This window comes from Isoptericola sp. NPDC057653, from assembly GCF_042799955.1.
Taxonomy (GTDB): Bacteria; Actinomycetota; Actinomycetes; order Actinomycetales; family Cellulomonadaceae; genus Isoptericola.
Window position 1 is genome coordinate 1,398,151 of sequence record NZ_JBHVHP010000001.1, and the last position, 24,062, is coordinate 1,422,212.

The window sequence follows — 24,062 nt, forward strand, 5'->3', positions numbered from 1 at the left end:
ACGCCCGCTCGTCGCGGGCGTCCGCGAGGAGGGGGACACGGTGGGAGAGACGTGGACGCGGGAGCGGTGGGCGGACCTCGCGGACCGGATGCTGCTGGCGGTGCGGCCGTACGCGTCGGCCGGTCACGCGCGCGTCGTCCTGCCCGGCCGGCCCGGCGGGCTCGGCACCGACGTCGACGGCCTCGAGGGGTTCGCGCGGACGTTCCTCGCGGCGGGCTTCCGGCTGGCGGGCGAGCGCGGCGCCGACCCGCTCGGCCTGGCGGACTGGTACGCGCGGGGGCTCGCCGCGGGGACGGACCCGTCGTCCGCCGAGCGCTGGCTGCGCCCCGACGAGCACGGCCAGGCGAAGGTGGAGGCGGCGTCGATCGCCCTCGTCCTCGACCTCACGCGTCCGTGGCTGTGGGACCGGCTGGACGCCGGCGTGCAGGAGCGGGTGGTCGACTACCTCGCCACCGTCGTCGGCGACGACGGGTACGCCGACAACAACTGGGTCTGGTTCCGGATCGTCACCGAGCAGTTCCTCCGGTCGGTGGGCGGCCCGTGGTCGGCCGAGGACATGGAGCGCGACCTCGCGCGGCACGAGGACTTCTGGCGCAACGACGGCTGGTACTCCGACGGACCGCAGCGGGCCTACGACCACTACGTCGGCTGGGCGATGCACCTGTACCCGGTGCTGTGGTCGCGCATGGCCGGCGCGCAGGACCTCGCCGGGCCGCGCGCTCCCGCGTACCTGGAACGCCTGGACCGGTTCGTGGCCGACGCCGTGCACCTCGTCGGGGCGGACGGCTCGCCGCTGGTCCAGGGCCGCAGCCTGGTCTACCGCTTCGCGGCGGCCGCGCCGTTCTGGGTGGGCGCGCTCGCCCAGGTGCCGAGCACGTCGCCGGGGCTGCTGCGCCGGGCGGTGTCGGGCGTCGTGGGCCACTTCGTCGACCGCGGCGCCCCGGACGAGCGCGGCCTGCTCACCCTCGGCTGGCACCACGAGTGGCGCGCGATGGCGCAGGCGTACTCCGGCACCGGCTCGCCGTACTGGGCGAGCAAGGGCCTCCTGGGGCTCGCGCTGCCTGCCGACCACCCGGCGTGGACCGCGCCGGAGGAGCCGCTGCCGGTCGAGGCCGGCGACACCCTGCTGGTGGCCCGCGCCCCGGGCTGGGCGGTCGCGGGCACGCGCGACGACGGCGTCGTGCGCGTCTACAACCACGGCACGGACCACGCGTCCGAGGGCGACGAGACCGGTGACTCGCCGCTGTACGCGCGGCTCGGGTACTCGACGGCGACGTCGCCCCTGCTGGACGCGGAGGGCTGGACGGACCCGCTCGACCAGTCCGTCGTGCTGCTCGACGCCGAGGGGCGGGCCACGCACCGCACGGGCTTCCGCACGCTGGAGGTCCGCACGACGTCCGACCCCGACGACCCCGACAGCCCTGACGGGGACGGCGCGACCGCCGCGATCCTGGCGTCGCGGGCGCGCGCCCACTGGCTGGACGCGGAGCCGGCCGCGTTCGACGCCGGCTCCGGGCTCACCGGGGACGCGCACCCCGCGGGCACGGTCACGACGGTGAGCGTGGTGCGCGGCGCGTGGGAGGTGCGGCTGGTCCGCGTCGAGGAGCCGTCGCCGGTCGCCGTCGCGCTGCGCGTCGGGGGCTGGCCGGTCAGCGGGGACGACGCGCGGCCCGACGGCCCACACGCCGCCCGCGCGGGCGCGCTCCGGTCGACGCTCATGCCGGTCGTTCCGGGCCCCGGAGCAGGAGAGGTCCCGGGCTCCTCTCCGGCATGGCTCGCGGGCGTGGCCGCGGCCGACGACGCCACGCCCCTCGGGTCGCGCACCGCGACGCCGTGGGTGGCCGCGGAGCCGGTCCCCGTCGGTCACTGGCTGGCGGTCGTCGTCGGGCTCCACGGTGGCCTGCGGGACGCTCGCCAGCAGGACGAGCCGGTCGTGCCGGACGTCGAGGTCACGGACGCCCGGTCGGCGGGGACGGAGGTCCGCGTGCGCTGGTCGGACGGCGCCCTCACCCGCGCGGCGCTCCCGGTGGCCTGACCCGCGCCGGCATCGGGCGTGCGGTCGGCACCGGCGCGGGGCCGAGGACGGGCGGGTAGCGGGCGGGGAACGCAGGGCGGGCCGGCTCCGCTCGACGACCGCGCATCCGGCGTGTCGCGCGCCCGCGGACGTTGTCATTTCGCGTGGAGTCGGCCGCCCGCACATGGCGCCTGCTGGGGCGGCGCCGATTCGCCCCTGCCCGATTCTCGACCTGAGCAGGAGCCGCGATCGCTGGGCAGGAAGCGGTGCGGCTGCCCCGGAGGTTCGTGCTGAGCAGGCCTGGAGTCGGCAGAGCCGGACAACGTGCGCGTTTGCGGACCGCACGCAAAACGACAACGTCCGCGGACACGCGGCGCGCCGAGCGACACGGCGAGCGACACGGCGAGCGAGACCGCGCCGTCGCCGGTGACGTGTCGGTCAGAGCGCGCGCCGCGCCTCGTCGATGAGCGGCTGGATCCGGTAGGGGATGAGCTCGCCCATCGACAGCGACGTCTCGGTGCGCTCGACGCCGTCGACGGCGAGGATGGCCGCGTCGATGCGGAACAGGTGGTCGGTGTCCCGGCACACGACCTGCACGCGCAGGTCGGCGGTGCCGCTGCGGCCGAACGCCTGCACCACCTCGGGGATCTGCCGGAGCGCGTCGACGATGCGGCCCAGCTCCTTCTGCCGCACCTCGACCTCGAGGAACGCGGTGAGGGGGTGCCCCAGGAACTGCGGGTTGACCCGCCGGTCGAAGTCGAGGAAGGCGCCGGACTCCTCCAGCCGCGCGAGCCGCGCGTGCACCGTGTTCCGGGACAGCCGCAGGCGTTCCGCGAGCGCGGCGATCGTGGCCCTCGGGTCCTCGGCGAGGGCCGTCAGAAGGCTCAGGTCCACGGCGTCGTAGCTGCGCACATCGACCAGCCTAACGGGGGTGGGCTGCGCACTCTGCGCAGCCGGTCGTGAGGTGCTGGTCGCGCCCTGTGAGCGGCGTTACGTTCGCGGTATCCGGCGCTCGACGAGGAGCTACCGGCGACACGCGAGGTGAGGCGACGATGCCCAGCACCATGGGTTCGACGTCCCGCGACGACCTGTCACGAGCGGGCGGAGCGCGGACGGAGACGGCGTCCGGAACGACGGACGAGACGTATGCAGGCGGCACGGTACGGCTGCTCGACGAGAAGGGCGTGCGGCACCCCGACCCGGGGCTCGACCGCTGGCTGACGGACGTCGACGCGGGCACCGACGAGGCCCGCGCGGCGCTGCTGGCGCTGTACGAGGAGATGGTCGTGGCCCGGCGCATCGACGCCGAGGCGACGGCGCTGCAGCGGCAGGGCGAGCTGGCCCTGTGGCCGCCGCTGCAGGGCCAGGAGGCGGCGCAGGTGGGCTCGGCGGCCGCGCTGCGCGGGGACGACTTCGTCTTCTCCAGCTACCGCGAGCACGCGGTGGCGCGCAAGCGCGGGGTGTCCCCGGTGGACCTGCTGCGCGTGTGGCGCGGGGTCACGGCGTCGGGCTGGGACCCGTACGCGGTGAACATGGCGACGCCGCAGGTCATCATCGGCGCGCAGGCCCTGCACGGCGTGGGCTACGCGCTGGGGATCCAGGCCGACGTCGAGCGCGGCGTCGTCGTCCCGGGCGAGGACGGCTCGGCGGCCGTCGTCGCGTACGTGGGCGACGGCGCGATGAGCCAGGGCGACGTCAACGAGGCGTTCGTGTTCGCGGCCACCTGGCAGGTGCCGCTGGTGCTGTTCTGCCAGAACAACCAGTGGGCGATCTCCGAGCCGGTGACGCTGCAGTCGGGCGTGCCGCTGGTCCGGCGGGCGTCGGGCTTCGGCGTCCCGGGCGTCCGGGTGGACGGCAACGACGTGCTGGCCGTGCTCGCCGTGACCCGCGAGGCGCTGCACCGCGCGCGCACGGGCGGTGGCCCCACGTTCGTCGAGGCCGTGACGTACCGCATGGGCCCGCACACCACCGCCGACGACCCCACCCGCTACCGCGACGCGTCCGAGCTGGACGTGTGGGCCGAGCGCGACCCGATCGCGCGGCTCGCCTCGTACCTGCGCGCGGGCGGCCAGCTCACCGACGACGACGAGGCCCGCGTGCGCGCGGCGGCCGACGCCGTGGCCGCCGAGCTGCGGGCCGGCGTCGTCGCCATCGAGGACCCGCCGCCGCTGAGCGTCTTCGACCACGTGTACGCCGAGGAGCACCCGACGGTGCGCGCCGAGCGCGCGGAGCACGAGGCCTACCTGGCGGGCTTCGCCGACACCACCACCGGCACGACCACCGGCACGACGAGCGGCGAGGGGGCCGACCGATGACGACCCAGACGCTCACCCTCGCCAAGGCGCTCGGCGCCGGCCTGCGCCGGGCGATGACCGACGACCCGTCGGTCATGGTGCTCGGCGAGGACATCGGCCGCCTCGGCGGCGTGTACCGCGTGACCGACGGGCTCCAGGCGGAGTTCGGGCCGCGCCGCGTGGTGGACACGCCGCTCGCGGAGTCCGGCATCCTCGGCACCGCCGTCGGCCTCGCGTACCGCGGGTACCGGCCGGTGGTGGAGATCCAGTTCGACGGCTTCGTCTACGTGGCGTTCGACCAGATCGTCAGCCAGCTCGCCAAGATGCACGCCCGCACCAACGGGAAGGTGACGCTGCCCGTGACGATCCGCATCCCCGTGGCCGGCGGCATCGGCGCCGCGGAGCACCACTCCGAGTCGCCCGAGGCGTACTTCGTGCACACGGCCGGGCTGCGCGTGGTCTCGGTGTCGAACCCGCAGGACGCCGCGACCGTGCTCCGCCAGGCGATCGCGTGCGACGACCCGGTGGTCTTCTTCGAGCCGAAGCGCCGCTACCACGTCAAGGGCGACGTCGACCCGGACCTGCCGCTCGACGACGCCGCCCCCATGGGGACCGCACGCGTCGTGGCGCGGGGCGACGACGTCACCCTGGTGACGTTCGGGTCGCACGTCGCGACCGCGCTCGACGCCGCCGTCGCCGCGTCCGACGAGGGCGTCTCGGTCGAGGTGATCGACCTGCGCTCCCTGTCGCCGATCGACCACGACACGGTCGCCGCCTCCGTGCGGCGCACCGGCCGGCTGGTCGTGCTGCACGAGGGGCCGCGGCAGGCGGGCGTCGGCGCCGAGATCGCCACGAGCATGACCGAGCGCTGCTTCGACTTCCTCGAGGCGCCGCCCGTGCGCGTCACCGGGTACGACATCCCGTACCCGCCGGCCAAGCTGGAGGGCAACCAGGTGCCGGACCTCGACCGTGTGCTCGTCGGCATCGACCGCGTCCTGGGCCGCACCCCGGCGTCGGGCGCCACCGCCGGCGTGGAGGTGGGAGCGTGATGGCGACGCGCGAGTTCCGGCTGCCGGACCTGGGCGAGGGGCTGACCGAGTCCGAGGTCGTCGAGTGGCGCGTCGCGGTGGGCGACGCCGTCGAGCTCAACCAGGTGATCGCCGAGGTGGAGACCGCCAAGGCGCTGGTCGAGCTGCCGTCCCCGGTCGCCGGCGTCGTGCGCGTGCTGCACGCCGAGGAGGGCCAGACCGTCGAGGTGGGCGAGCCGCTGGTGACCTTCGACCTGTCCGGGGCCGCCGAGCTGTCAGGACCAGCCGACGGCATGCCCGGCGCAGGACCCGACAGCTCGGCGGCGGACGAGGGCCCGGAGCCGAACCTCGTCGGGTACGGCGCGCGGCCCGAGCGCACGGGGCGCCCGGCGCGGCGACGCCGGCGCGAGGTCCTCGCCCCGGTGCCGACGGCCGCCCCGGCCGCCGCTGCCGTGCCGCCGAACGGGACGGCGTCCGCCCCCGCGACCTCGGGTGGCCGGGGGGAGCGGCCGCGCTCGACGCCGGTGGTCCGGGCCCTGGCGCGGCAGCGCGGGCTCGACCTGACGACGGTCGTCGGCAGCGGCCCCCACGGGCGCATCACGCGGGACGACGTCGAGGCGGCGTCGGCCCCGGCCGCCCCCGCCGCGGCGCGCCCGGCACCCGCGGCGCGCCCGGCGCCGGCCGGCGAGACGCGCACGCCGGTACGCGGGGTGCGCAAGCGCACCGCCGCGGCGATGGTGGCGAGCGCGGCGGCCCCGCAGGCGTCGGTGTTCCTCACCGTGGACGCCACCGCGAGCATGGAGCTGCTGGCGCGGCTCAAGACGCACCCGATGGCCGGCGGGCAGCGCATCACCGTGCTGGCGCTGGTGGCACGGGCCCTGTGCGCGCTGCTTCCCGCGCACCCGTCGCTCACGAGCCGCTGGGTGGACCTGCCGGACGGCGAGGCCGAGATCGTGCGGCCCGCGCACGTGAACCTCGGCATCGCCGTCGCCACGGACCGGGGCCTGGTGGTGCCGCACGTGCCGGGGGCGGACACCCTGTCGCTCACCGGGCTCGCCGCCGCGCTCACGGACCTCACGACCACGGCCCGCGCCGGCCGCACCACGCCGGAGCGGCTGACGAACGGCACGCTGACCATCACCAACGTCGGCGTCTTCGGCGTGGACGCGGGCACGCCGATCCTCAACCCGGGGGAGCCCGCCATCCTCGGCCTCGGCCAGGTGGTCCGCCGCCCGTGGGAGCACGACGGCGAGGTGGCGCTGCGCCAGGTGACGACGCTCAGCCTCACGTTCGACCACCGCGTGGTCGACGGCGAGCAGGGCGCCCGGTTCCTCGCCGAGCTCGGGGCGGTGCTCGCCGACCCGGCGCTCGCCCTCCTGCTCGGCGGCGACGCCCCGGCCGCCGACGGCCCGACCGAGGGGGAGGCCCCGTGACCGTCCTCGACTCCGCCGTCGACCCCCGCGCCGACGCGGCCCGCGCCAACGACGAGGCCCAGCGGGCGCTCGCGGACCGGCTCCGCGAGCGCACGGCCGCGGCCGCGCTCGGCGGCACGGAGCGGGCGCGCGACCAGCACACGTCGCGCGGCAAGCTGCTGCCGCGCGACCGCGTGGCCCGCCTGCTGGACGAGGGCAGCCCGTTCCTCGAGGTCGCGCCGCTCGCCGCCTACGGCCTGGACGACGGCGCCTGGCCGGGCGCGGGCGTCATCGCCGGCGTGGGGCTGGTGAGCGGGCGGCAGGTGATGGTGGTGTGCAACGACGCGACCGTCAAGGGCGGCACGTACCACCCGCTCACCGTGAAGAAGCACCTGCGGGCGCAGGAGATCGCGCTGGAGAACCGGCTGCCGTGCGTGTACCTCGTGGACTCGGGCGGCGCGTTCCTGCCGCGGCAGGACGAGGTGTTCCCCGACCGCGACCACTTCGGGCGGATCTTCTACCACCAGGCGAAGCTGTCGGCGGCACGCATCCCGCAGATCTCGGCGGTGCTCGGCTCCTGCACGGCGGGCGGCGCCTACGTGCCGGCCATGAGCGACGAGACCGTCATCGTGCGGGACCAGGGCACGATCTTCCTGGGCGGGCCGCCGCTCGTGAAGGCCGCGATCGGCGAGGACGTCTCGGCGGAGGAGCTGGGCGGCGGGGAGCTGCACGCGCGGCGGTCCGGCGTCGTCGACCACCTCGCCGAGGACGACGAGCACGCGCTCGACCTGGTCCGCGACATCGTCAGCACGCTGCCGCCGGACCCCGCGCCGGCGTGGGACGTCGCGCCGTCCCGGGAGCCGGTCGTCGACCCGCAGGGCCTGTACGCCGCCGTGCCGGTGGACGTGCAGCAGCCGTACGACCCGCGCGAGGTGATCGCCAGGATCGTCGACGGCAGCGAGCTGCACGAGTTCAAGCCGGAGTACGGCACCACGCTCGTCACGGGGTTCGCGCGCATCCACGGGCACCCGGTCGGGGTGCTGGCCAACGCGGGCGTGCTCTTCCGCGAGTCGGCGCTCAAGGGGGCGCACTTCGTCGAGCTGTGCGACCAGCGCGGCATCCCGCTGCTGTTCCTGCAGAACATCTCCGGGTTCATGGTGGGCCGCGACGCGGAGGCCGGCGGCATCGCGAAGGACGGCGCCAAGATGGTCACGGCCGTCGCGACCACGCGCGTGCCGAAGCTGACCGTCATCGTGGGCGGCTCGTTCGGCGCCGGGAACTACGCCATGTGCGGGCGGGCGTACTCGCCGCGCTTCCTGTGGTCGTGGCCCGGGTCGCGGATCTCCGTGATGGGCGGGGCGCAGGCGTCGTCGGTGCTCGCCACGGTGAAGCGCGACCAGCTCGCCCGCCGCGGCGAGGAGTGGGACCCGGCCGAGGAGGAGTCGTTCCGCGCGGAGATCCGTGACGGCTACGAGGTGGCCGGCGACCCGTACCACGCCACGTCGCGCCTGTGGGACGACGGCATCGTCGACCCGCCCGACACCCGCCGCGTGCTGGGCCTGGCGCTGGGCGTGTGCGCGCGCACGCCCCTGCCCGGCGCCGACGACGACTCCGAGCCCCGCTTCGGGCTCTTCCGGATGTGAGGGCGATGGACACCCGAGGTCTTTCCGGCACCGCGTTCACCACCGTCCTCGTGGCCAACCGCGGGGAGATCGCGTGCCGCGTGATCGGCACGCTGCGCCGCCTGGGGATCCGCTCCGTCGCCGTGTACTCGGACGCCGACTCCGGCGCCCGGCACGTGCGCGAGGCCGACGTCGCCGTGCGGCTCGGCCCCGCGCAGGCGGCCCGGAGCTACCTCGACGTCGAGGCCGTGGTCGCGGCCGCCGTCGCGACGGGCGCCGACGCGATCCACCCCGGCTACGGCTTCCTGTCCGAGAACCCGGCCCTGGCGCGGGCGTGCGAGCGCGCCGGGATCGTCTTCGTCGGGCCGCCCGTCGCCGCCGTGGAGACCATGGCGGACAAGGCGGCCGCGAAGCGGCTCGTCGCCGCGCACGACGTGCCCGTGCTGCCCGGGACCGTCGACGACGGCCTCGACGACGCGGCCCTGGTCGCCGCGGCCGACGACGTCGGGTTCCCGCTGCTGGTCAAGCCCGTCGCGGGCGGTGGGGGCAAGGGGATGGAGGTGGTGCGCACGGCGGACGAGCTGCCGGGCGCGCTGGCCTCGGCCCGGCGCGTGGCCGCGTCGTCGTTCGGCGACGACGGGCTGCTCCTGGAGCGGCTCGTGGGACGGCCGCGGCACATCGAGGTGCAGGTGCTCGCCGACACCCACGGCTCCGTCGTGCACCTCGGCGAGCGCGAGTGCACGCTGCAGCGCCGCCACCAGAAGGTGGTGGAGGAGGCGCCGTCCCCCGTCGTGGACGAGGCGACCCGAGCGCGGCTCGGCGAGGCCGCCTGCGCGGTGGCGCGGTCGGTCGGCTACGTCGGCGCGGGCACCGTCGAGTTCCTGGCTCCCGGCGACGACCCGAGCACGTTCTGGTTCATCGAGATGAACACCCGCCTGCAGGTGGAGCACCCGGTCACGGAGCTGGTGACCGGCCTCGACCTGGTGGAGCTGCAGCTGCGCGTCGCGGCGGGCGAGCCCCTCGGCCTCGCGCAGGACGACGTCGCCCTGCGGGGGCACGCCGTCGAGGCCCGCCTGTACGCCGAGTCGCCGGCGCGCGGGTTCCTGCCCGCCGCGGGCCGCGTGCTGCGCTACGACGACGCCGGCGCGCCGGCCGGGCCCGGCGCCACGCCCCTGCGCCTGGACAGCGGGCTGCTGCCGGGCGCCGAGGTGACCGGCGACTACGACCCGATGCTGGCCAAGGCCGTCGCCTGGGCGCCCGACCGGGCCCGGGCGGTGGAGCGGCTCGACGGCCTGCTCGCCGACGTCGTCGTGCTGGGCGTCGAGACCAACGCCGGCTTCCTGCGCGACCTGCTCGCCGACGACGACGTGCGCGCAGGCCGCCTCGACACCGGCCTCATCGACCGCTTCGTGGCGGACCGCGGCGAGCCGGCGCTCGACGCGGACGCCGTCGCGGCGGGCCGGGCTCCCGACGCCTCGCTGGTCGCGGCGGCGCTGCTCGCGCTCGCCGGCCCGGAGCACCCGGCCGGTGCGTGGGCCTCGGACGGCTTCCGCCTCAACGGGCGCGCCGCGCCGCGCGGTGCGGTGCTCGTCGACGCGACGGGCGCCGAGCACGCCGTCGCGGTCGCCGGGACCGCGGACGCCGCCGTCGTCACGACCGGCGACGGCGAGCCGGTCCGCGCGTCCTTGCGCCCGCTCGTCGACCCGCGCGCCGACCCGCAGGCCGGCGGCCGCCACATGCTCACCGTCGACGGCGTCACCCGCACCGTGGCGAGCGCGCTCGACGCCACGACCGCGACGGTGTGGGTGCACGTGGACGGGCGGACGTCGTCGTTCGCCGTGCCGGGGCGGGCGGCGCTGGCCGCGCGCCGGCGCGCCGAGCGCGCCCTCACCGGCGGTGGCGACGACGGCGCCGCGCGGTCCGCGGCGGTGCGGGTCGCGATGCCCGGCACCGTGTCCGCCGTGCCCGTCGCGGACGGCGACGTCGTGGCGGCGGGCCAGCCCGTCGTCGTCGTCGAGGCGATGAAGATGGAGCACCCGCTGCTCGCGCCCGTCGCCGGCGTCGTCCGCGTCGACGTGCGCACGGGCGACCAGGTGCGCCTCGACCAGGTCGTCGCCGTCGTCGACCCGCCCGCCGACACCCCTGTGCGCAACCCCGCAAACCCCGCTCCCGCCCCGGCAGACCCCGCCGTCGCGGCAGCACACTCCGACACCCGAGGAGCGTCATGATCAGCGAGACCCAGTCCACCGTGCTCACCGACGAGCAGCGGAAGCTCAGCGCCGTGGTGCGCGAGTTCGCGGACCAGGTGGTGGCCCCTGCGGCCTACCGGTACGACACCGAGCGGCGCCTGCCGGTCGAGATCATCGCCCAGATGGGCGAGCTCGGGCTGTTCGGCCTGCCGTTCCCCGTGGACGTGGGCGGGCAGGGCAAGGACTACGTGTCCCTGTGCCTCGCGGTGGAGGCGCTCGCCCGCGTGGACCAGTCGATCGCGGTGACGCTCGAGGCCGGCGTCGGGCTGGGGATCATGCCGATCTTCCGGCACGGCACGGAGGAGCAGAAGCAGCGCTGGCTGCCCGACCTCGTCTCCGGGCGGGCGCTCGCCGCCTTCGGGCTCACCGAGGCGGGCGCCGGCTCCGACGCCGGGGCCACCCGCACCACGGCCCGGCTCGACGAGGCCGCCGGCGAGTGGGTGATCGACGGCTCCAAGCAGTTCATCACCAACTCCGGCACGCCGATCACCAGCGTCGTCACCGTCACCGCGGTGACGGGCGAGCGGACCGGCGCCGACGGCGACGTGCACAAGGAGCTGTCGTCGTTCCTCGTGCCCTCGGGCACGCCCGGCTTCGCCGTCGGCCCCAGCTACGACAAGGTCGGCTGGCACACCTCCGACACGCACCCGCTGACGCTCGACGGCGTGCGGGTCCCGGCCGGGAACCTGCTGGGCGAGCAGGGGCGCGGCTACGCGAACTTCCTGCGCGCGCTCGACGAGGGCCGCATCGCCTTCGCCGCGCTCGCGACGGGCGCGGCGCAGGGCTGCCTGGAGGAGGCTCTGCGCTACTCGCGCGAGCGCGAGGTCTTCGGCCACGCGATCGGCAGCAACCAGCACATCGCGTTCACGCTGGCGCGCATGCAGGCGCGCGTGCACTCGGCGCGGCTGTGCTGGCTGGACGCCGCGCTCAAGCAGGTGCACGGCAAGCCGTTCAAGGCCGAGGCGTCCGTGGCCAAGCTGGTGGGCGGCGAGGCGGCGATGGCCAACGCCCGCGACGCCACGCAGATCTTCGGCGGCTACGGCTTCCTCAACGAGAACCCGGTGGCGCGGCACTACCGGGACTCCAAGGTGCTCGAGGTGGGCGAGGGCACCACGGAGGTGCAGCTCATGGTCATCGCCCGCGACCTGGGGCTCGCGTCGTGAGCCCCACCGGGGAGGAAGGAGCACGTCATGCGTGACGAGGTGCAGCGGGGGCTGTACTACGACGAGCTGGAGCCCGACGTGCGGTACGTGCACCGGCCGGGCCGCACGATGACGGAGGCGGACGACGTGCTGTTCACGTCCGTCACGATGAACCCGCAGGGGCTGCACCTGGACGCGGCGTGGGCGGCGACGCAGCCGTTCGGCCGTCCCCTGGTGAACTCGATGCTCACGCTGGCCACGCTGGTGGGGCTGTCGGTGGCGCACCTGACGCGGGGCACGCTGGTGGCGAACCTCGGCTTCACGGAGGTGGCGTTCCCGCACCCGATGTTCCACGGCGACACCCTGTACGGGGAGACGACGGTGGCCGACCGGCGGCCGTCGCGCTCGCGCCCGGGGCAGGGGATCGTCACCGTCGAGCACGTGGGCCGCAACCAGGACGGCGACGTCGTAGCGCGGGCGGTGCGCACGATGCTGATGTGGACCCGCGAGGGGCACGAGGAGCACGAGCACCGGCTGGCGGCCGAGCACGGCGGGGGAGTGCTGTGAACCCCGCCCCGTTCACCCTCGGCCCGGCGCTGCTGTTCTGCCCCGCGGACCGGCCCGACCGGTTCGCGAAGGCCCTGGACCGCGCGGACGCGGCGATCCTCGACCTGGAGGACGCCGTCGCGCCCGGCCGCAAGGAGGCCGCCCGCGCCGCGCTCGTGGAGACCCCGCTCGACCCGGACCGGGTGGTCGTGCGGGTCAACGCGGTCGGCACCCCGGACCACGACGCGGACCTGGCGGCCCTGGCGCGCACCCCGTACCGCACGGTGATGCTGCCGAAGGCGGACGGGCGCTTCGTCGGCCCGTTGCTGGCGCCGGACGGGCGCCCCTACGCCGTCGTCGCCCTGTGCGAGACGGCCGCGGGGGTGCTCGCGGCGCCGGCGCTGGCCGCGCGGCCGGACGTCGTCGCGCTCGCCTGGGGCGCCGAGGACCTGGTGGCCTCCCTGCACGGCACGTCCAGCCGGGGCGCCGACGGCGGGTACCGCGACGTCGCCCGGCACGCCCGGTCCGCGGTGCTGCTGGCCGCGGGCGCCGCGGGCAAGGCGGCGGTCGACGCCGTGCACCTGGAGCTCGACGACCTCGCCGGGCTGCGCGCCGAGGCCCTCGACGCCGCGGCCAGCGGGTTCGTGGCGTCGCTGTGCGTGCACCCGAGCCACGTGGCGGTCGTGCGGGCCGCGTTCGCGCCGTCGGAGGCCGAGGTGGAGCGGGCGCGCGAGGTGCTCGCCGCGGCGTCGGGGAGGGCGGAGGCGCTCACCGCGCTGGCCGGTGCCGACGGACGGGACGGCACCGCCGACGCGGGCGTGCTCACGGTGGGCGGACAGATGGTCGACGCGCCGCTCCTGCGGCACGCTGAGGCGGTGCTGCGGCGCGCCGCGCAGGCGGAGCCGGGCACCGAGGACGACGGGCCGCGCGCTCCCGACGGGGCCGCCGGCGGACGTACGGTCGAGGAGAACGGGGGAGCACGATGACGAGGACCACCACCCGGCGGCAGCCCAGCGCCGTGGCCGCGCTGGAGGGCCTGCTGCACGACGGCATGACGATCGCCGTCGGAGGGTTCGGCCTGAGCGGCAACCCGAACGACCTCATCGAGGCGGTGCGCGACTCGGGCGTGCGGGACCTGACGATCGTGTCCAACAACATGGGCGTGGACGGCAAGGGCCTGGGCATCCTGCTGGAGAACGACCAGGTGCGGCGCGTGCTCGCGTCGTACGTGGGGGAGAACAAGCTGTTCGCGCAGCAGTACCTGGACGGCGCGCTCGAGGTCGAGTTCGTGCCGCAGGGCACCCTCGCGGAGCGGCTGCGCGCGGGCGGCGCCGGCATCCCCGCCTTCTACACCCCGACGGGCGTCGGGACGCCGGTGGCGGAGGGCAAGCCGGTCGACGAGATCGACGGTCGCCGCTACGTGCTGGAGCGCGCCATCGTGGCGGACCTGTCCCTCGTGCACGCGCGCCGCGCCGACCGGTTCGGCAACCTCGTCTACCGGTACACGGCGCGCAACTTCAACCCGGTGATCGCGACGGCCGGTCGGGTGACGGTGGTCGAGGCGGAGGAGATCACCGACGAGCCGATCGACCCGGACGTCGTCGTGACGCCGGGCATCTACACGCACCGGCTCGTGCTCGCGCGCGAGCGGGTCAAGGACATCGAGCAGCGGACGGTGCGCCCCGCCACGAACCACAGCCCGGCGGGCACGGCGACGACGGCGGGAGGTGCGGCATGACCTGGACGCGCGACGAGATGGCCGCGGTGGCCGCCGCCGAGCTGCACGACGGCGACTACGTCAACCTCGGCATCGGCATCCCGACGCTGGTGGCGAACCACCTGCCGGCCGGGGTGGGGATCACCCTGCAGAGCGAGAACGGCCTGCTCGGCATCGGCCCGTTCCCGCTCGAGGGCGAGGAGGACGCCGACCTCATCAACGCCGGCAAGCAGACGGTCACGGCGGTGCCGGGGGCCAGCTACTTCGACGCGGCGGCGTCGTTCGCGATGATCCGCGGCGGCCACGTCGACATCGCGGTCCTCGGCGCGCTGCAGGTGTCCGCCACGGGCGACCTGGCGAGCTGGACGGTGCCCGGCAAGCTCGTCAAGGGCATGGGCGGGGCGATGGACCTCGTGGTCGGCGCGCGGCGCATCGTCGCGCTGATGGAGCACGTCGCCCGCGACGGCTCGCCCAAGCTGCGCAGCCGCTGCACCCTGCCGCTGACGGGGGAGGGCGTGGTCGACCGGATCGTCACCGACCGCGCCGTGCTGGACGTGACCGACCACGGGCTGGAGGCCGCGTTCGTGCTGCGCCGGCTCGCGCCCGGGGTGAGCGTCGACGACGTGCGCGAGGCCACCGAGGCGGAGGTCCTCGTGGAGCTGGAGGACGAGAAGGATGTCGGGACGGGTCATGGCGTGCCAACGCCGATCGACTGAGGAGGAACTGTCATGACCGTGATCGTGGGGTACCGGCGGACGGCGTTCGTGCGCTCCAACGGGGCGTTCGCCACCGTGCCGGCGACGGCGCTGGGCGCGCACGCGCTGGCGGGGGCGCTCGCGGCGGCGGGCATCGCGCCCACCGAGGTGGAGATCGTCGTGGGCGGGCAGGTGCTGCAGGGCGGCGCGGGGCAGAACCCCGCCCGGCAGGCGGGCGTCGGCGCGGGGGTGCCGATGACGGTGCCGGCGATCACGCTCAACGCCGTCTGTCTGTCCGGGGCGGAGGCGGTGACGCAGGCGCACCGGCTCATCGCGGGCGGGGAGGCGCAGGTGGTGGCCGTCGTCGGGATGGAGTCGATGACGCTCGCGCCGCACGCGTGGGTGGGTTCGCGGGCCGGGAAGAAGTTCGGCCCGGTGGAGCTGGTCGACACGATGGCGCACGACGGGCTGACCGACGCCTTCGAGCGGGACTCGATGGGGCTCAGCACGGAGCGGCACGGCGAGCGGATGGCCGCCGCGGCGTGGAACACCCGCGCCGCGCAGGACGACCTGGCCCTCGCGTCGCACGCGCGGGCCGCGAAGGCGGCGGACCTGCTGGCCGAGGAGATCGTGCCGTTCGAGGTGCCGGGGCGCCGCGGCGCGGTGGTGGTCGACACCGACGACGGCGTGCGGCCCGACTCCACGATCGAGGGGCTGGCGCGGCTGCGGACCGCGTTCCGCGAGGACGGCACGATCACCGCGGGCAACGCGTCGCAGATCTCCGACGGCGCGGCCGCCCTGGTGCTCATGGCGGACGACGCCGCCGCGGCCCGCGGCCTCACCGGGGTGCGGGTGCGGTCGCACGCGCTGGTCGCGGGGCCCGACGTCGGGCTGCACGCCCAGCCCGCGAACGCGATCGGCGCCGCCTGCGAGCGGGCCGGCGTGTCCCCGCGCGACCTCGCCGCGGTCGAGATCAACGAGGCGTTCGCCGCCGTCGTGCTCGCGTCCGTGGACATGCTCGGCCTCGACCCGGAGCTGGTGAACGCGCACGGCGGCGCCATCGCGCTGGGTCACCCGATCGGCGCGTCCGGCGCCCGCGTCGTGGGGCACCTGGCGCGGCGGCTGGAGCTGCTCGGCCCCGGGTCCGTCGGCGTGGCCGCGCTCTGCGGCGGCGGGGGGCAGGGGTCGGCGGTGCTGCTGGAGGCCTGACCGCCCGGACCGGACCATGAATCGAGCGTGCTGAGGTGATCCTCGAACGACCCGTTCGAGGATCACGTCAGCACGCTCGATGCCGTCCCCGCCGGAGCCGTGGCAGCTCAGCGGACGGCGGCCACGGTCACGAGGACGAACGCGGCGACGATGACGGCGACGCGCACGAGGTGGAGGCGGTTCCACCGGTCCTTCTGCTCGCGCCAGTCCGCGGGGAGCGTGTCGGGCGTCCACTCCTTCGACCGGTCGTTGATGGGGACCAGCAGCGCGACGGACATCACGACGCTGACGAGCATCAGTGCCACGGAGGTCCAGGCGAGGGCCGCGGCCTCGGGGGTGACCAGCGCGGTGCCGGCGACGAGGAGCGTCGCGCCGATGTACCAGAACGGCATGAGGCGCCCGAGCATCCGGCCGCCGCGCGCGCGGGCGAGGACCGCGGCGTCGTCGGGCAGGCCGTCGAAGATCGGGTTCATGACGAACATGACGGACGCCTCCACGCCGACCAGCAGCCCGGTGACGACGACGGCGACGATGGGCGACCACTCCATGACGACCTCTTCCTGGACGTAGGATCTAGCAGTGCTAGGAAACGTATCAGCGATTCGCTAGCAGTGCTAGGGTCGGTTCATGACGACCCCCGCAGCAGCCCGCCGAGCCCGCCAGGTCGAGGAGCGCCGGGAGCGGATCGTCGCCGCGGCCCGCGCCCTCGCCGAGGAGCAGGGGTGGGAGGCCGTGACCACCCGGCGGCTCGCGGACGCGATCGAGCACAGCCAGCCCGTGCTCTACGGGCACTTCCCCCAGGGGCGCACCGAGATCGTCACCGCCGTCGCGCTGGCGGGGTTCGAGGAGCTGGCGGCCGCGCTCGCGCCGTCCGCCGCCGCGCAGGGGAAGGACGCCGACCGCGTGCGCGCGCTCGTGGTGGCCTACCTCGACTTCGCCGCGCGCCACCCGGCCACCTACGACGCGATGTTCCTGCTCCCCGTCGTCGTCCCGTTCGCGGCGGACGACACCCCGGCGGTCATGAAGGAGGGCTTCGCGGCGATCGCCGGCACCCTCGCGGGGCTGCGGCATCCGCCCGCCGACCCCGCGACGGCGGCCGAGATGCTCTGGAGCGCCGTGCACGGGCTCGCCTCGCTGCACCGGGCGGGCCGGCTCTCCGCCGACGCCGACGACCGGCGCGTCGACGCCCTGGTGCGGGCCTTCGCCCCCTGAGGGCCCGTGGGCGCCCCGGACGCGCCGAGGGCCGCCGTCCGGTCGGACGACGGCCCTCGGTGGTGGTGACGGGCGGGGTCAGCCGTCCGTCGCCGGGATGTTCGCCAGCAGGGCGCTCAGCGCGCTGGCCTGGGTGCGCCAGTCGTACACGTTGGCCTTCTCCGACCCGCTGCCGCCGGCCCAGCGCAGGCCGAGCCGGTCGTCACCGTTGCGGTCGTGGGCCCAGACGGACCCCGCCTGCCGGTCGACGAACTCCTGGTACGGGTGGCCGTCGAGGGCGTCGTTGAGGTCGCCCACGTACCGCAGGAAGATGCCCTTGAACTGCTTGGCGTTGTCGTCGCAGGTGCCCGCCGGGTCGCACTCCTCGGTGAGGATCCCGTCGGTGACCAGCTCCGGGTCGGTGGTGCCGGCGTCCGCGAGCTGGCGCACGGTCGCGAGGACCGACGCGTCGCCGGTGGCCCGGTACAGCTCGAGGCCGCCGCCCAGGAACACGCCCTGGTTGTAGGTCCACACGGTGCCGCCGTTGTTCTCGCAGTCACCGTTCAGACCGTCGTTCACCAGCCCGTCGGCGTTGATCATGCCGCTGGAGGTGATCCAGTCCCAGCCGGCCTGGGACCGCCCGAGCCACGTCGTGTCGCCCTCGATGCGGTTGTGGAGCTCGGCGCTCAGCCGCACCCACAGCCCGTTGGTGACGGCGTTCTTGTACGTGCGCTCGTGGTCCCACCACACGCCGCCGCCGCAGGTGCTGGTGTCCCAGTAGCCGTTGACGAACTCGCCGATGGTCTCCGCCATGTCGAGGTACTTCTTGTCGCCGGTGAGGTCGTACGCCTGGACCCAGGCGAGGCCCCACCACTCGGAGTCGTCGATCGCGCGGCTGGTGAAGTTGCCCCACAGCTCGTCGCCGGAGAGCTCGCCCGCGGGGAACTTCCCCTTGTTGCGCTCGAACGTGCGGTCCACCTGCGGCAGGTAGCTCAGGTCGCCGGTGCGCTGCATGTACTCGATGACGGTCTCCGTCGCGACGGCGGAGTTCCACCAGCTCGACGGCCACCAGGCCTTGCCGGTGTCGTAGTCGCCCATGAGCACCTCGGCCGCGCGGGTGGCCCGCACGGTCGACGGCGGGGAGGCGATCAGCTCGTCCAGGAGCGGCAGCAGGGCCGCCTTCGCGAGCTTGCTCGCCTTGTTCTCCTTCGCGTCGGCCACGGTCGAGCGGAGCTCGGCCAGGGCCTTCGCGAGCGGGGCGGCGTGGTTGCCGTCCGCGGCGTCCTGCGCGTCCTCGACCAGGCCGAGAAGGGTGCGCGAGAGACCCTTGTTGACGTCGCCGCTGCGGGTCAGGTCGCCGATCTGGGCCCGGACGAGGTCGAGGCCCTCGCCGTGCCCGACCCACTGCGACACGACCAGCTCGAGGTCCTCGCGGACGCGGTCGGGCAGGCGGCTCTCCGGCGTCGTGTCCATGACGGCCTTGAGCGCGCGCACCTGGGCACGGACGCCGTCGGCGTCACCCTTGCCCTCGGCCGCCCGGGCGGCGTCGAGGACGTCGCCCAGCTCCCGTGCCGTGCGGGCGGGGATCTCGCGGTCGTGCCGGGCGTCGTCGACGACGGCGGCGATCTCCGCGACGCGCGGCTGGTGGGCCAGGAGCTCCAGCTCGGACAGGGCCGTGGCCTTGTCCTGGGAGGAGGTCACGACGATCCGGTAGTGCCCGTAGATCCCCGGGTCGGCCACCGAGAACGCCCGCGTCTGCTGACGCTCGGCGAACTTCTGCCCGCGCCGGGTGTCCAGGGTGACCCACTTCCTGCCGTCGGCCGAGCCCTGCAGGGTCCAGGCCTTCGGGTCCGCGCCCTTCTCGGCCGCCGACGTCAGCGTGTACATGGTCACGCGGGCCGTGCGGCCCTTGAGCTCGTAGGCCACGGAGGGCTTGGCCGAGGTGAACGTCGTCGACGTGGCCGACGTGTCGTCGAACAGCGCGCCGGCCTTCGCGACGGAGTCGTCCGTGGTCGCCGTCCCCTTCTTCGGGCCGGTGACGTCGGCGAGCGGGTCGGGCACGTCGTCGCCCTGCGTGATCGAGGGGAGCGCGTCGTCCTCGCCGGTGCCCCACGCGGACGGCGTCGGGCCCATGTCGAACACGATCGTCCCGCCCGCGGTCAGCTGCTCGTGCGTGAAGGACGTCGACGTCTGGGGCTTGCCGTTCACGGTGACGCCCTGGATGTAGATGTTCTTCGCGCTGTTCTTCGGCGCGCTGAGCACGAGGTCCTTGCCGCCGGCGAGGTGGATCGTCGCCTTCGTGAACAGCGGGGAGCCGATCGCGTAGGTGGGGCTGCCCACCTGCAGCGGGTAGAAGCCGAGCGCGTTGAAGACCTGCCAGCCGGACATCTCGCCGTTGTCCTCGTCGCCGGGGTAGCCCTGGCCGATCTCGCTGCCCACGAAGCCGCGGGCGAGCGCCTCGCGGACGATCTCCTGCGTCTTGGAGGGCTGGCCGACGGCGTCGTACAGGTACGGGATGTGGTGCGAGACCTGGTTGCTCAGGCCCCACTGGCCGATCCGGACGGCCTTGGCCTCGCGCATCTCGTGGATGACGCCGCCGTACGCGCCGGGGTACTGCGCCGTCTCCGGGGTGCTGAAGAACTCGTCGAGCTTGTCGGCGAGCTTGTCCCGGCCGCCGTACAGGTTCGCCAGGCCCTGCGGGTCCTGGACCGCGTGGAACGCGAAGTTCCAGCCGTCGGTCTCCGTGTACGGGCTGCCCCACGCGCGCGGGTCGAAGTCGGCGGCGGACTGCGACCAGCCGCCGTCGGCGTCCTTCGCCCGGAAGAACCCGGTCTCGGGGTCGAACAGGCGCACGTAGTTCTGCGACCGGTTCAGGTAGTACTCGTAGTTGTCCGCGTACTCCTGGTGGCGCGGGTCGGAGGCGTCGGTGGAGTCCAGCAGCTTCTTCGACATCGTCGCGATGCCGTAGTCGTTGAGGTAGTCCTCCAGCGACCACGACGCGCTCTCGTGCGTCGAGGCGGGCGTGTAGCCGAGGAACGTCGCCTGCTCCTGGCCCTTGCGGCCCACGTGCTCGTTCGGCGGCGCCACGGACGCGTTCTTCAGTGCCGCGTCGTACGCCCGCTGCACGTCGATGTCCTCGACGCCCTTGCCCAGCACGTCGGAGAACGCGACGTCGGAGCTGGTGCCGGTCATGGAGTTGGCGTAGCCCGGGGCGGACCAGCGCGAGACCCAGCCCCCGTCGTCGTACTGCTGGGTCATCCCGTCGACCATCTCGGCGGCGTCCCCCGGGTACAGCAGGGAGTACGCGGGCCAGGTGGTGCGGTAGGTGTCCCAGAAGCCGTTGTTGACGAAGACCTTCCCGTCGACGATCTTCGCCCCGGTCCTCGTGGCCGTGGTGCCCGCGGGCGCGGGGTCGAGGCTCGTGCCCGACTGGTCCACGTGCTTCCACTCGGGCGCGGCCGCCGTGCCGACGTTCTCGTGCCCGGAGTTCGGGTACAGGTTGAGGCGGTAGAGGTTCGAGTAGAGCGTGGTGAGCTGGTCGGCCGAGGCGCCCTCCACGTCGATCACGCCGAGCTTGGCGTCCCACAGGTCCTGCGCGCGGTCGCGCACCTGCTCGAACGTGTCGTCGCCGGCGATCTCGAGGTCGAGGTTGTGCTTGGCCTGCTCGACGCCGATGAGCGACGTCGCGATCCGCATCTCGACGGTCCTGGTCGTCGAGGTGTCGAACGTCAGGTAGCCCGCCACCTTGTCGCGGTCCCCGACGGTGAGCTTGTCGCCCGCCGTGGCGGGCCGGTCGAACGTCGCGTAGACGTACATCCGCTTGTAGCCGTTGCTCTGGCTGCCGCCCGCGACGTCGGTGTAGCCGGACAGGGTGCCGGTCCTCGGGTCGAGGGTCAGCCCGCCGTCGTTGCGCACGTTGTCGAACAGGACGTTCGACTCGTCGCCGGTGAACGTGAACCGGAACATCGCCGCGTGGTCGGTGGGGGCGATCTCGGTCTTCATGCCGTCGTCGAACGTGACGCCGTAGTAGTACGGGCGCGCGGTCTCGTTGTCGTGGCTGAAGGTCTTGGCCCGCACGGAGCGGGTCGCGTCGGGCGTGCCGGTCGCGGCGGACGGCATCACCTGGAACATCTGGCGGTCGGCGATCCACGGGCTCGGCTCGTGGCTGAGGTTGAAGGACTCGATCTGCGGCCGGTTCTGGCCGTCGTTGTCCTTCTGGTAGGCGTACAGCCAGTTGGTGGACCCGGAGTCGGTCGACGGCGTCCAGAAGTTGAAGCCGTGCGGCACCGCCGTGGCGGGGATGTTGTTGCCGCGGGAGAAGTCGCCGGTGGAGTTGGTGCCGCGCGTCGTCAGCACGTGGTCCGACGGGTGGTCGGAGGTGCTCTGCGCCGGCGCGTCGGCGATGGAGATGTCGTCGACCCAGCCGCTGAAGTCGGCCGGCCCGGCCGCGTTGTCGTAGCCGACGAGGACGCGGTCGATCGTCTTGCCGGCCGCGACGTCGCCGAGGTCGCTCTGCACGGCGTTCCACTGGTTGACGTACAGCGCCTTGGCGTCGCCCTGGCCCTGCGGGTCGAGGGCGAAGCCGTGGCCGTCGGTGGCGGCGAGGTCGCTGAGGTAGGTCCCGTCGGTGAACGCGAGGTCGACGGCGACGTGCGTGCTGGCGTAGGACTGGTCCTTCTCCGACGCCTCGGGGAACAGCTTGTACGACAGCTGCGTGTCGTCGCCCACGGGGACGTCGACGTCGAGCACGCGGTTGTACGCGTACCCGCGGCCGTCGGCGGTCTGGCTGCCCGCGTAGCGCAGGGCGTGCGTGCCGGTCCAGCCGGCCTGCGTCTTCGCGGCGTAGGCGCTGGCGGGGCCGGTGCCGAGCGTCGTCGCCATCGGGGTGGCCGGTGCGGCCTCGGTGGAGACGAGCCACTCGGCGAGCTGGGTGCCGTCGCTGCCGGAGTTCTCGGTGACCTTGAGGCGGTAGTAGCGGAACGACCTCGGCTCCGCGACCGTGTACTGGCGGGTCTCGAGGCGCTCGGCGAAGCCCTGGTTGGTCCGGGTGTCGAGGGTGGTCCAGGCGTCGCCGTCGTTCGACCCCTCGAGCTTCCAGGACCGCGGGTCGCGGTCGGGGGCGTCGCCCGCGGACGCGAGCGCGTAGGTCGCGACGGGGGCGGCCTTCTCGAGCTCGTAGGTCACCGAGGGTGTCCGGGAGCCGACCAGCCACTTGCTGCTCACGTCGCCGTCGGCCAGGTTGGCCGCGACCTCGTTCGGAGCGTTCTCGCCGCTGGCGGTCACCTTCGCGACGGTGTCCGTGACGTCGCCCGGGAAGTCGATCGTGCCGGGCTTCAGACGCTGGACCGACGCGTCGGCGACGACGACGTCGAGCGCGCCGCTGTTGTGGGTCCGGACCTGGAACTGGGGCCGGCCGCCGCCGCTGGCGGGGCGGGCGATGTCGACGGTCACGGTCTTCGGCTCGGCCGTGAGCGTGACCTCCTCGCCGCCGACGTCGCGGTTGCCGTCGTAGACGTTGAGGAACACGGTGCCGCTGCCGCTGAGGGTCACCGACGCGCGGAGCGGGACGCCGCGCTCGAGGTCGGGCAGCGGCACCTGGACCCAGGTCTCGCCGGCCGACTGCATGGCCCAGTGCATCGCGGAGTCGTCCGCCGCGGCGGTCGGCTCGAGCGTGCCGGGCACGTTGCCGACGCCGTTCTGGAACGGGCCCTCCCAGGCGAGGGCGTCGGTCGCGTCGGCGAGCAGGTTGTCGCCGACCGGGGTGCTGGGGCTGCGCTCCAGCACGGTGGTGCCGACGACGCCCGACGAGCGGGGGCCGTCGGGGCCCTGCTCGGCCTCGCTGTCCCAGGTGGGCTGCGGGTCGTCGGGCTCGAACGACGTGAAGAACGACCCGCCGTCGGCGCTCGGGGCGGCGGGGGCGGCCGTCGCGACGCCCGCGACGCCGACGCCGGTGGCGCCGAGCGCGAGCGCGAGGACGGGCGAGACGGTGAGCTGCAGGCAGCGGGCGCGCCCCGCGGCACGTGGCCGCGGCGGCGCGGTCGGGGGTGGGGTGGTCGGGCGTGAAGGCATCAGTGACCTCGTGGCTCGGGGCGGCAGGGATCGCCACCGACTGACAGCGTTGTCTTTCGGAGCACACCAGACCACAACTCCGGCATTTACTCAATATGAAAGACGAAACTCGTCTGCGTGGTGGGTGGCGCCCGCGCGGCGACTGCGCCACGCTCGGGGCCCGTGACCTCCCCATCGATCGCCCGCATCCTGATCCTGGCCGGCCGCGGCCGCCACGAGGACCCCTGGCACGACCACGCCGCCACGTCGCACCGGCTCGCGCTGGTGCTCTCCGGGCTGGAGGTCGGCGCCGGCACCCCGGACGTCGTCGTGCGGAGCACGTCCCCCGAGGCGCTCGACGACCTCGACGACGTCGACCTGCTCGTCGTCAACGCGGGCACCCCCTGGCCGGGTTTCCGGGAGGCCGGCATCGGACCCGACGACGCGGCGTGGGCGCCGTTCCACGCTCGCCTCGACGCGTGGGCGCGCGGCGGCGGCCGGATCCTCGCCGTGCACCAGGCGGCCAACGCGTTCGGCGACCACCCCGCCTGGGAGGAGGTGCTCGGCGGCCGGTGGGTGCCGGGGACCTCGATGCACCCGCCGCTCGGGCCCACCACCGTGCCGCTCGCGGTCGGTGCCCACCCGATCACGGAGGGCCTGGGGTCCGTCGACGTCGTCGACGAGCGCTACTGCCGCCTGCGGGTGGCGCCGACGTCGCAGGTGCTGGGCTGGGTGACGGACGACGAGGGCGAGCGGCACCCCGCCCTGTGGGTCGCCGACGGGCACGGCGGACGCACCGTCTACTCCGGCCTCGGCCACGACGGGCGCTCCTACGACTCGCCCTCGCACGCCGAGCTGCTGCGCCGCGCGGCGACCTGGCTGCTGGAGGGCTGAC

The 24,062-nt window shown here is 74.7% G+C and carries 17 protein-coding genes; 14 read left to right on the forward strand and 3 right to left on the reverse strand.

Going from position 1 to position 24,062, the window contains the following annotated elements:
- Positions 1-40 precede the first annotated feature (40 nt).
- On the forward strand, positions 41-2,035 hold the full coding sequence (locus ACFU9A_RS06305) for a DUF2264 domain-containing protein (protein WP_430574402.1): 1,995 nt from the start codon (positions 41-43) through the stop codon (positions 2,033-2,035).
- Positions 2,036-2,452: 417 nt separating this feature from the next.
- On the opposite strand, the gene ACFU9A_RS06310 is transcribed toward ACFU9A_RS06305, so the two are convergent.
- Positions 2,453-2,926, reverse strand: a complete 474-nt coding sequence (locus ACFU9A_RS06310; protein ID WP_430574403.1) for an Lrp/AsnC family transcriptional regulator — start codon at positions 2,924-2,926, stop codon at positions 2,453-2,455.
- A 140-nt stretch (positions 2,927-3,066) separates the two neighbouring features.
- On the opposite strand from ACFU9A_RS06310, the gene pdhA reads away from it, so the two are divergent.
- The 11 genes from pdhA to ACFU9A_RS06365 are packed head-to-tail and all read left to right on the forward strand — an operon-like array spanning position 3,067 to position 15,928.
- On the forward strand, positions 3,067-4,329 hold the full coding sequence (gene pdhA, locus ACFU9A_RS06315; RefSeq protein WP_430574404.1) for a pyruvate dehydrogenase (acetyl-transferring) E1 component subunit alpha: 1,263 nt from the start codon (positions 3,067-3,069) through the stop codon (positions 4,327-4,329).
- Positions 4,326-5,357 (forward strand): alpha-ketoacid dehydrogenase subunit beta, encoded by a 1,032-nt coding sequence (locus ACFU9A_RS06320; RefSeq protein ID WP_430574405.1) that lies wholly within the window; start codon positions 4,326-4,328, stop codon positions 5,355-5,357. Before pdhA ends, ACFU9A_RS06320 begins: the two co-directional genes overlap by 4 nt.
- Complete coding sequence (locus ACFU9A_RS06325) at positions 5,357-6,769, forward strand: dihydrolipoamide acetyltransferase family protein (RefSeq protein ID WP_430574406.1); 1,413 nt, start codon at positions 5,357-5,359, stop codon at positions 6,767-6,769. Before ACFU9A_RS06320 ends, ACFU9A_RS06325 begins: the two co-directional genes overlap by 1 nt.
- Positions 6,766-8,391, forward strand: a complete 1,626-nt coding sequence (locus ACFU9A_RS06330; protein WP_430574407.1) for a carboxyl transferase domain-containing protein — start codon at positions 6,766-6,768, stop codon at positions 8,389-8,391. Before ACFU9A_RS06325 ends, ACFU9A_RS06330 begins: the two co-directional genes overlap by 4 nt.
- Positions 8,392-8,396: 5 nt before the next feature.
- Positions 8,397-10,598 (forward strand): biotin carboxylase N-terminal domain-containing protein, encoded by a 2,202-nt coding sequence (locus tag ACFU9A_RS06335; protein ID WP_430574408.1) that lies wholly within the window; start codon positions 8,397-8,399, stop codon positions 10,596-10,598.
- The gene (locus ACFU9A_RS06340; RefSeq protein ID WP_430574409.1) at positions 10,595-11,782 is read left to right on the forward strand and encodes an acyl-CoA dehydrogenase family protein; all 1,188 of its coding nucleotides are present in this window, start codon (positions 10,595-10,597) and stop codon (positions 11,780-11,782) included. Before ACFU9A_RS06335 ends, ACFU9A_RS06340 begins: the two co-directional genes overlap by 4 nt.
- Positions 11,783-11,809: 27 nt before the next feature.
- Positions 11,810-12,328: a MaoC family dehydratase gene (locus ACFU9A_RS06345; RefSeq protein WP_430574410.1), complete on the forward strand. Its 519-nt coding sequence runs from the start codon at positions 11,810-11,812 to the stop codon at positions 12,326-12,328.
- Complete coding sequence (locus ACFU9A_RS06350) at positions 12,325-13,293, forward strand: HpcH/HpaI aldolase/citrate lyase family protein (protein ID WP_430574411.1); 969 nt, start codon at positions 12,325-12,327, stop codon at positions 13,291-13,293. The genes ACFU9A_RS06345 and ACFU9A_RS06350 overlap by 4 nt, the downstream gene beginning before the upstream one ends.
- A complete protein-coding gene (locus ACFU9A_RS06355) occupies positions 13,290-14,045 on the forward strand; it encodes a CoA transferase subunit A (RefSeq protein WP_430574412.1) in 756 nt (251 codons plus the stop codon). The genes ACFU9A_RS06350 and ACFU9A_RS06355 overlap by 4 nt, the downstream gene beginning before the upstream one ends.
- Complete coding sequence (locus ACFU9A_RS06360; RefSeq protein WP_430574413.1) at positions 14,042-14,740, forward strand: 3-oxoacid CoA-transferase subunit B; 699 nt, start codon at positions 14,042-14,044, stop codon at positions 14,738-14,740. The genes ACFU9A_RS06355 and ACFU9A_RS06360 overlap by 4 nt, the downstream gene beginning before the upstream one ends.
- Before the next feature lie 12 nt (positions 14,741-14,752).
- Positions 14,753-15,928 (forward strand): acetyl-CoA C-acyltransferase, encoded by a 1,176-nt coding sequence (locus tag ACFU9A_RS06365; RefSeq protein ID WP_430574414.1) that lies wholly within the window; start codon positions 14,753-14,755, stop codon positions 15,926-15,928.
- Between the two features lie 107 nt (positions 15,929-16,035).
- Here ACFU9A_RS06365 and ACFU9A_RS06370 read toward each other — a convergent pair whose 3' ends face one another.
- Positions 16,036-16,476, reverse strand: a complete 441-nt coding sequence (locus tag ACFU9A_RS06370) for an anthrone oxygenase family protein (protein ID WP_430574415.1) — start codon at positions 16,474-16,476, stop codon at positions 16,036-16,038.
- A 79-nt stretch (positions 16,477-16,555) separates the two neighbouring features.
- Between ACFU9A_RS06370 and ACFU9A_RS06375 the strand changes: the two genes are divergently transcribed.
- Positions 16,556-17,140: a TetR/AcrR family transcriptional regulator gene (locus ACFU9A_RS06375; RefSeq protein ID WP_430574416.1), complete on the forward strand. Its 585-nt coding sequence runs from the start codon at positions 16,556-16,558 to the stop codon at positions 17,138-17,140.
- 78 nt (positions 17,141-17,218) lie between these two features.
- Here ACFU9A_RS06375 and ACFU9A_RS06380 read toward each other — a convergent pair whose 3' ends face one another.
- Positions 17,219-23,188, reverse strand: a complete 5,970-nt coding sequence (locus ACFU9A_RS06380) for a GH92 family glycosyl hydrolase (RefSeq protein WP_430574417.1) — start codon at positions 23,186-23,188, stop codon at positions 17,219-17,221.
- Positions 23,189-23,350: 162 nt separating this feature from the next.
- Between ACFU9A_RS06380 and ACFU9A_RS06385 the strand changes: the two genes are divergently transcribed.
- Complete coding sequence (locus tag ACFU9A_RS06385; protein WP_430574418.1) at positions 23,351-24,061, forward strand: ThuA domain-containing protein; 711 nt, start codon at positions 23,351-23,353, stop codon at positions 24,059-24,061.
- The last annotated feature ends 1 nt before the right edge of the window (position 24,062 follow it).

Bases quoted from the DNA above. Each gene is read 5' to 3' on its own strand.
- pdhA (WP_430574404.1), top strand. From the start codon at position 3,067: ATGCCCAGCACCATGGGTTCGACGTCCCGCGACGACCTGTCACGAGCG.
- ACFU9A_RS06320 (WP_430574405.1), top strand. From the start codon at position 4,326: ATGACGACCCAGACGCTCACCCTCGCCAAGGCGCTCGGCGCCGGCCTG.
- ACFU9A_RS06325 (WP_430574406.1), top strand. From the start codon at position 5,357: ATGGCGACGCGCGAGTTCCGGCTGCCGGACCTGGGCGAGGGGCTGACC.
- ACFU9A_RS06335 (WP_430574408.1), top strand. From the start codon at position 8,397: ATGGACACCCGAGGTCTTTCCGGCACCGCGTTCACCACCGTCCTCGTG.
- ACFU9A_RS06340 (WP_430574409.1), top strand. From the start codon at position 10,595: ATGATCAGCGAGACCCAGTCCACCGTGCTCACCGACGAGCAGCGGAAG.
- ACFU9A_RS06345 (WP_430574410.1), top strand. From the start codon at position 11,810: ATGCGTGACGAGGTGCAGCGGGGGCTGTACTACGACGAGCTGGAGCCC.
- ACFU9A_RS06355 (WP_430574412.1), top strand. From the start codon at position 13,290: ATGACGAGGACCACCACCCGGCGGCAGCCCAGCGCCGTGGCCGCGCTG.
- ACFU9A_RS06360 (WP_430574413.1), top strand. From the start codon at position 14,042: ATGACCTGGACGCGCGACGAGATGGCCGCGGTGGCCGCCGCCGAGCTG.
- ACFU9A_RS06365 (WP_430574414.1), top strand. From the start codon at position 14,753: ATGACCGTGATCGTGGGGTACCGGCGGACGGCGTTCGTGCGCTCCAAC.
- ACFU9A_RS06370 (WP_430574415.1), bottom strand. From the start codon at position 16,476: ATGGAGTGGTCGCCCATCGTCGCCGTCGTCGTCACCGGGCTGCTGGTC.
- ACFU9A_RS06375 (WP_430574416.1), top strand. From the start codon at position 16,556: ATGACGACCCCCGCAGCAGCCCGCCGAGCCCGCCAGGTCGAGGAGCGC.
- ACFU9A_RS06380 (WP_430574417.1), bottom strand. From the start codon at position 23,188: ATGCCTTCACGCCCGACCACCCCACCCCCGACCGCGCCGCCGCGGCCA.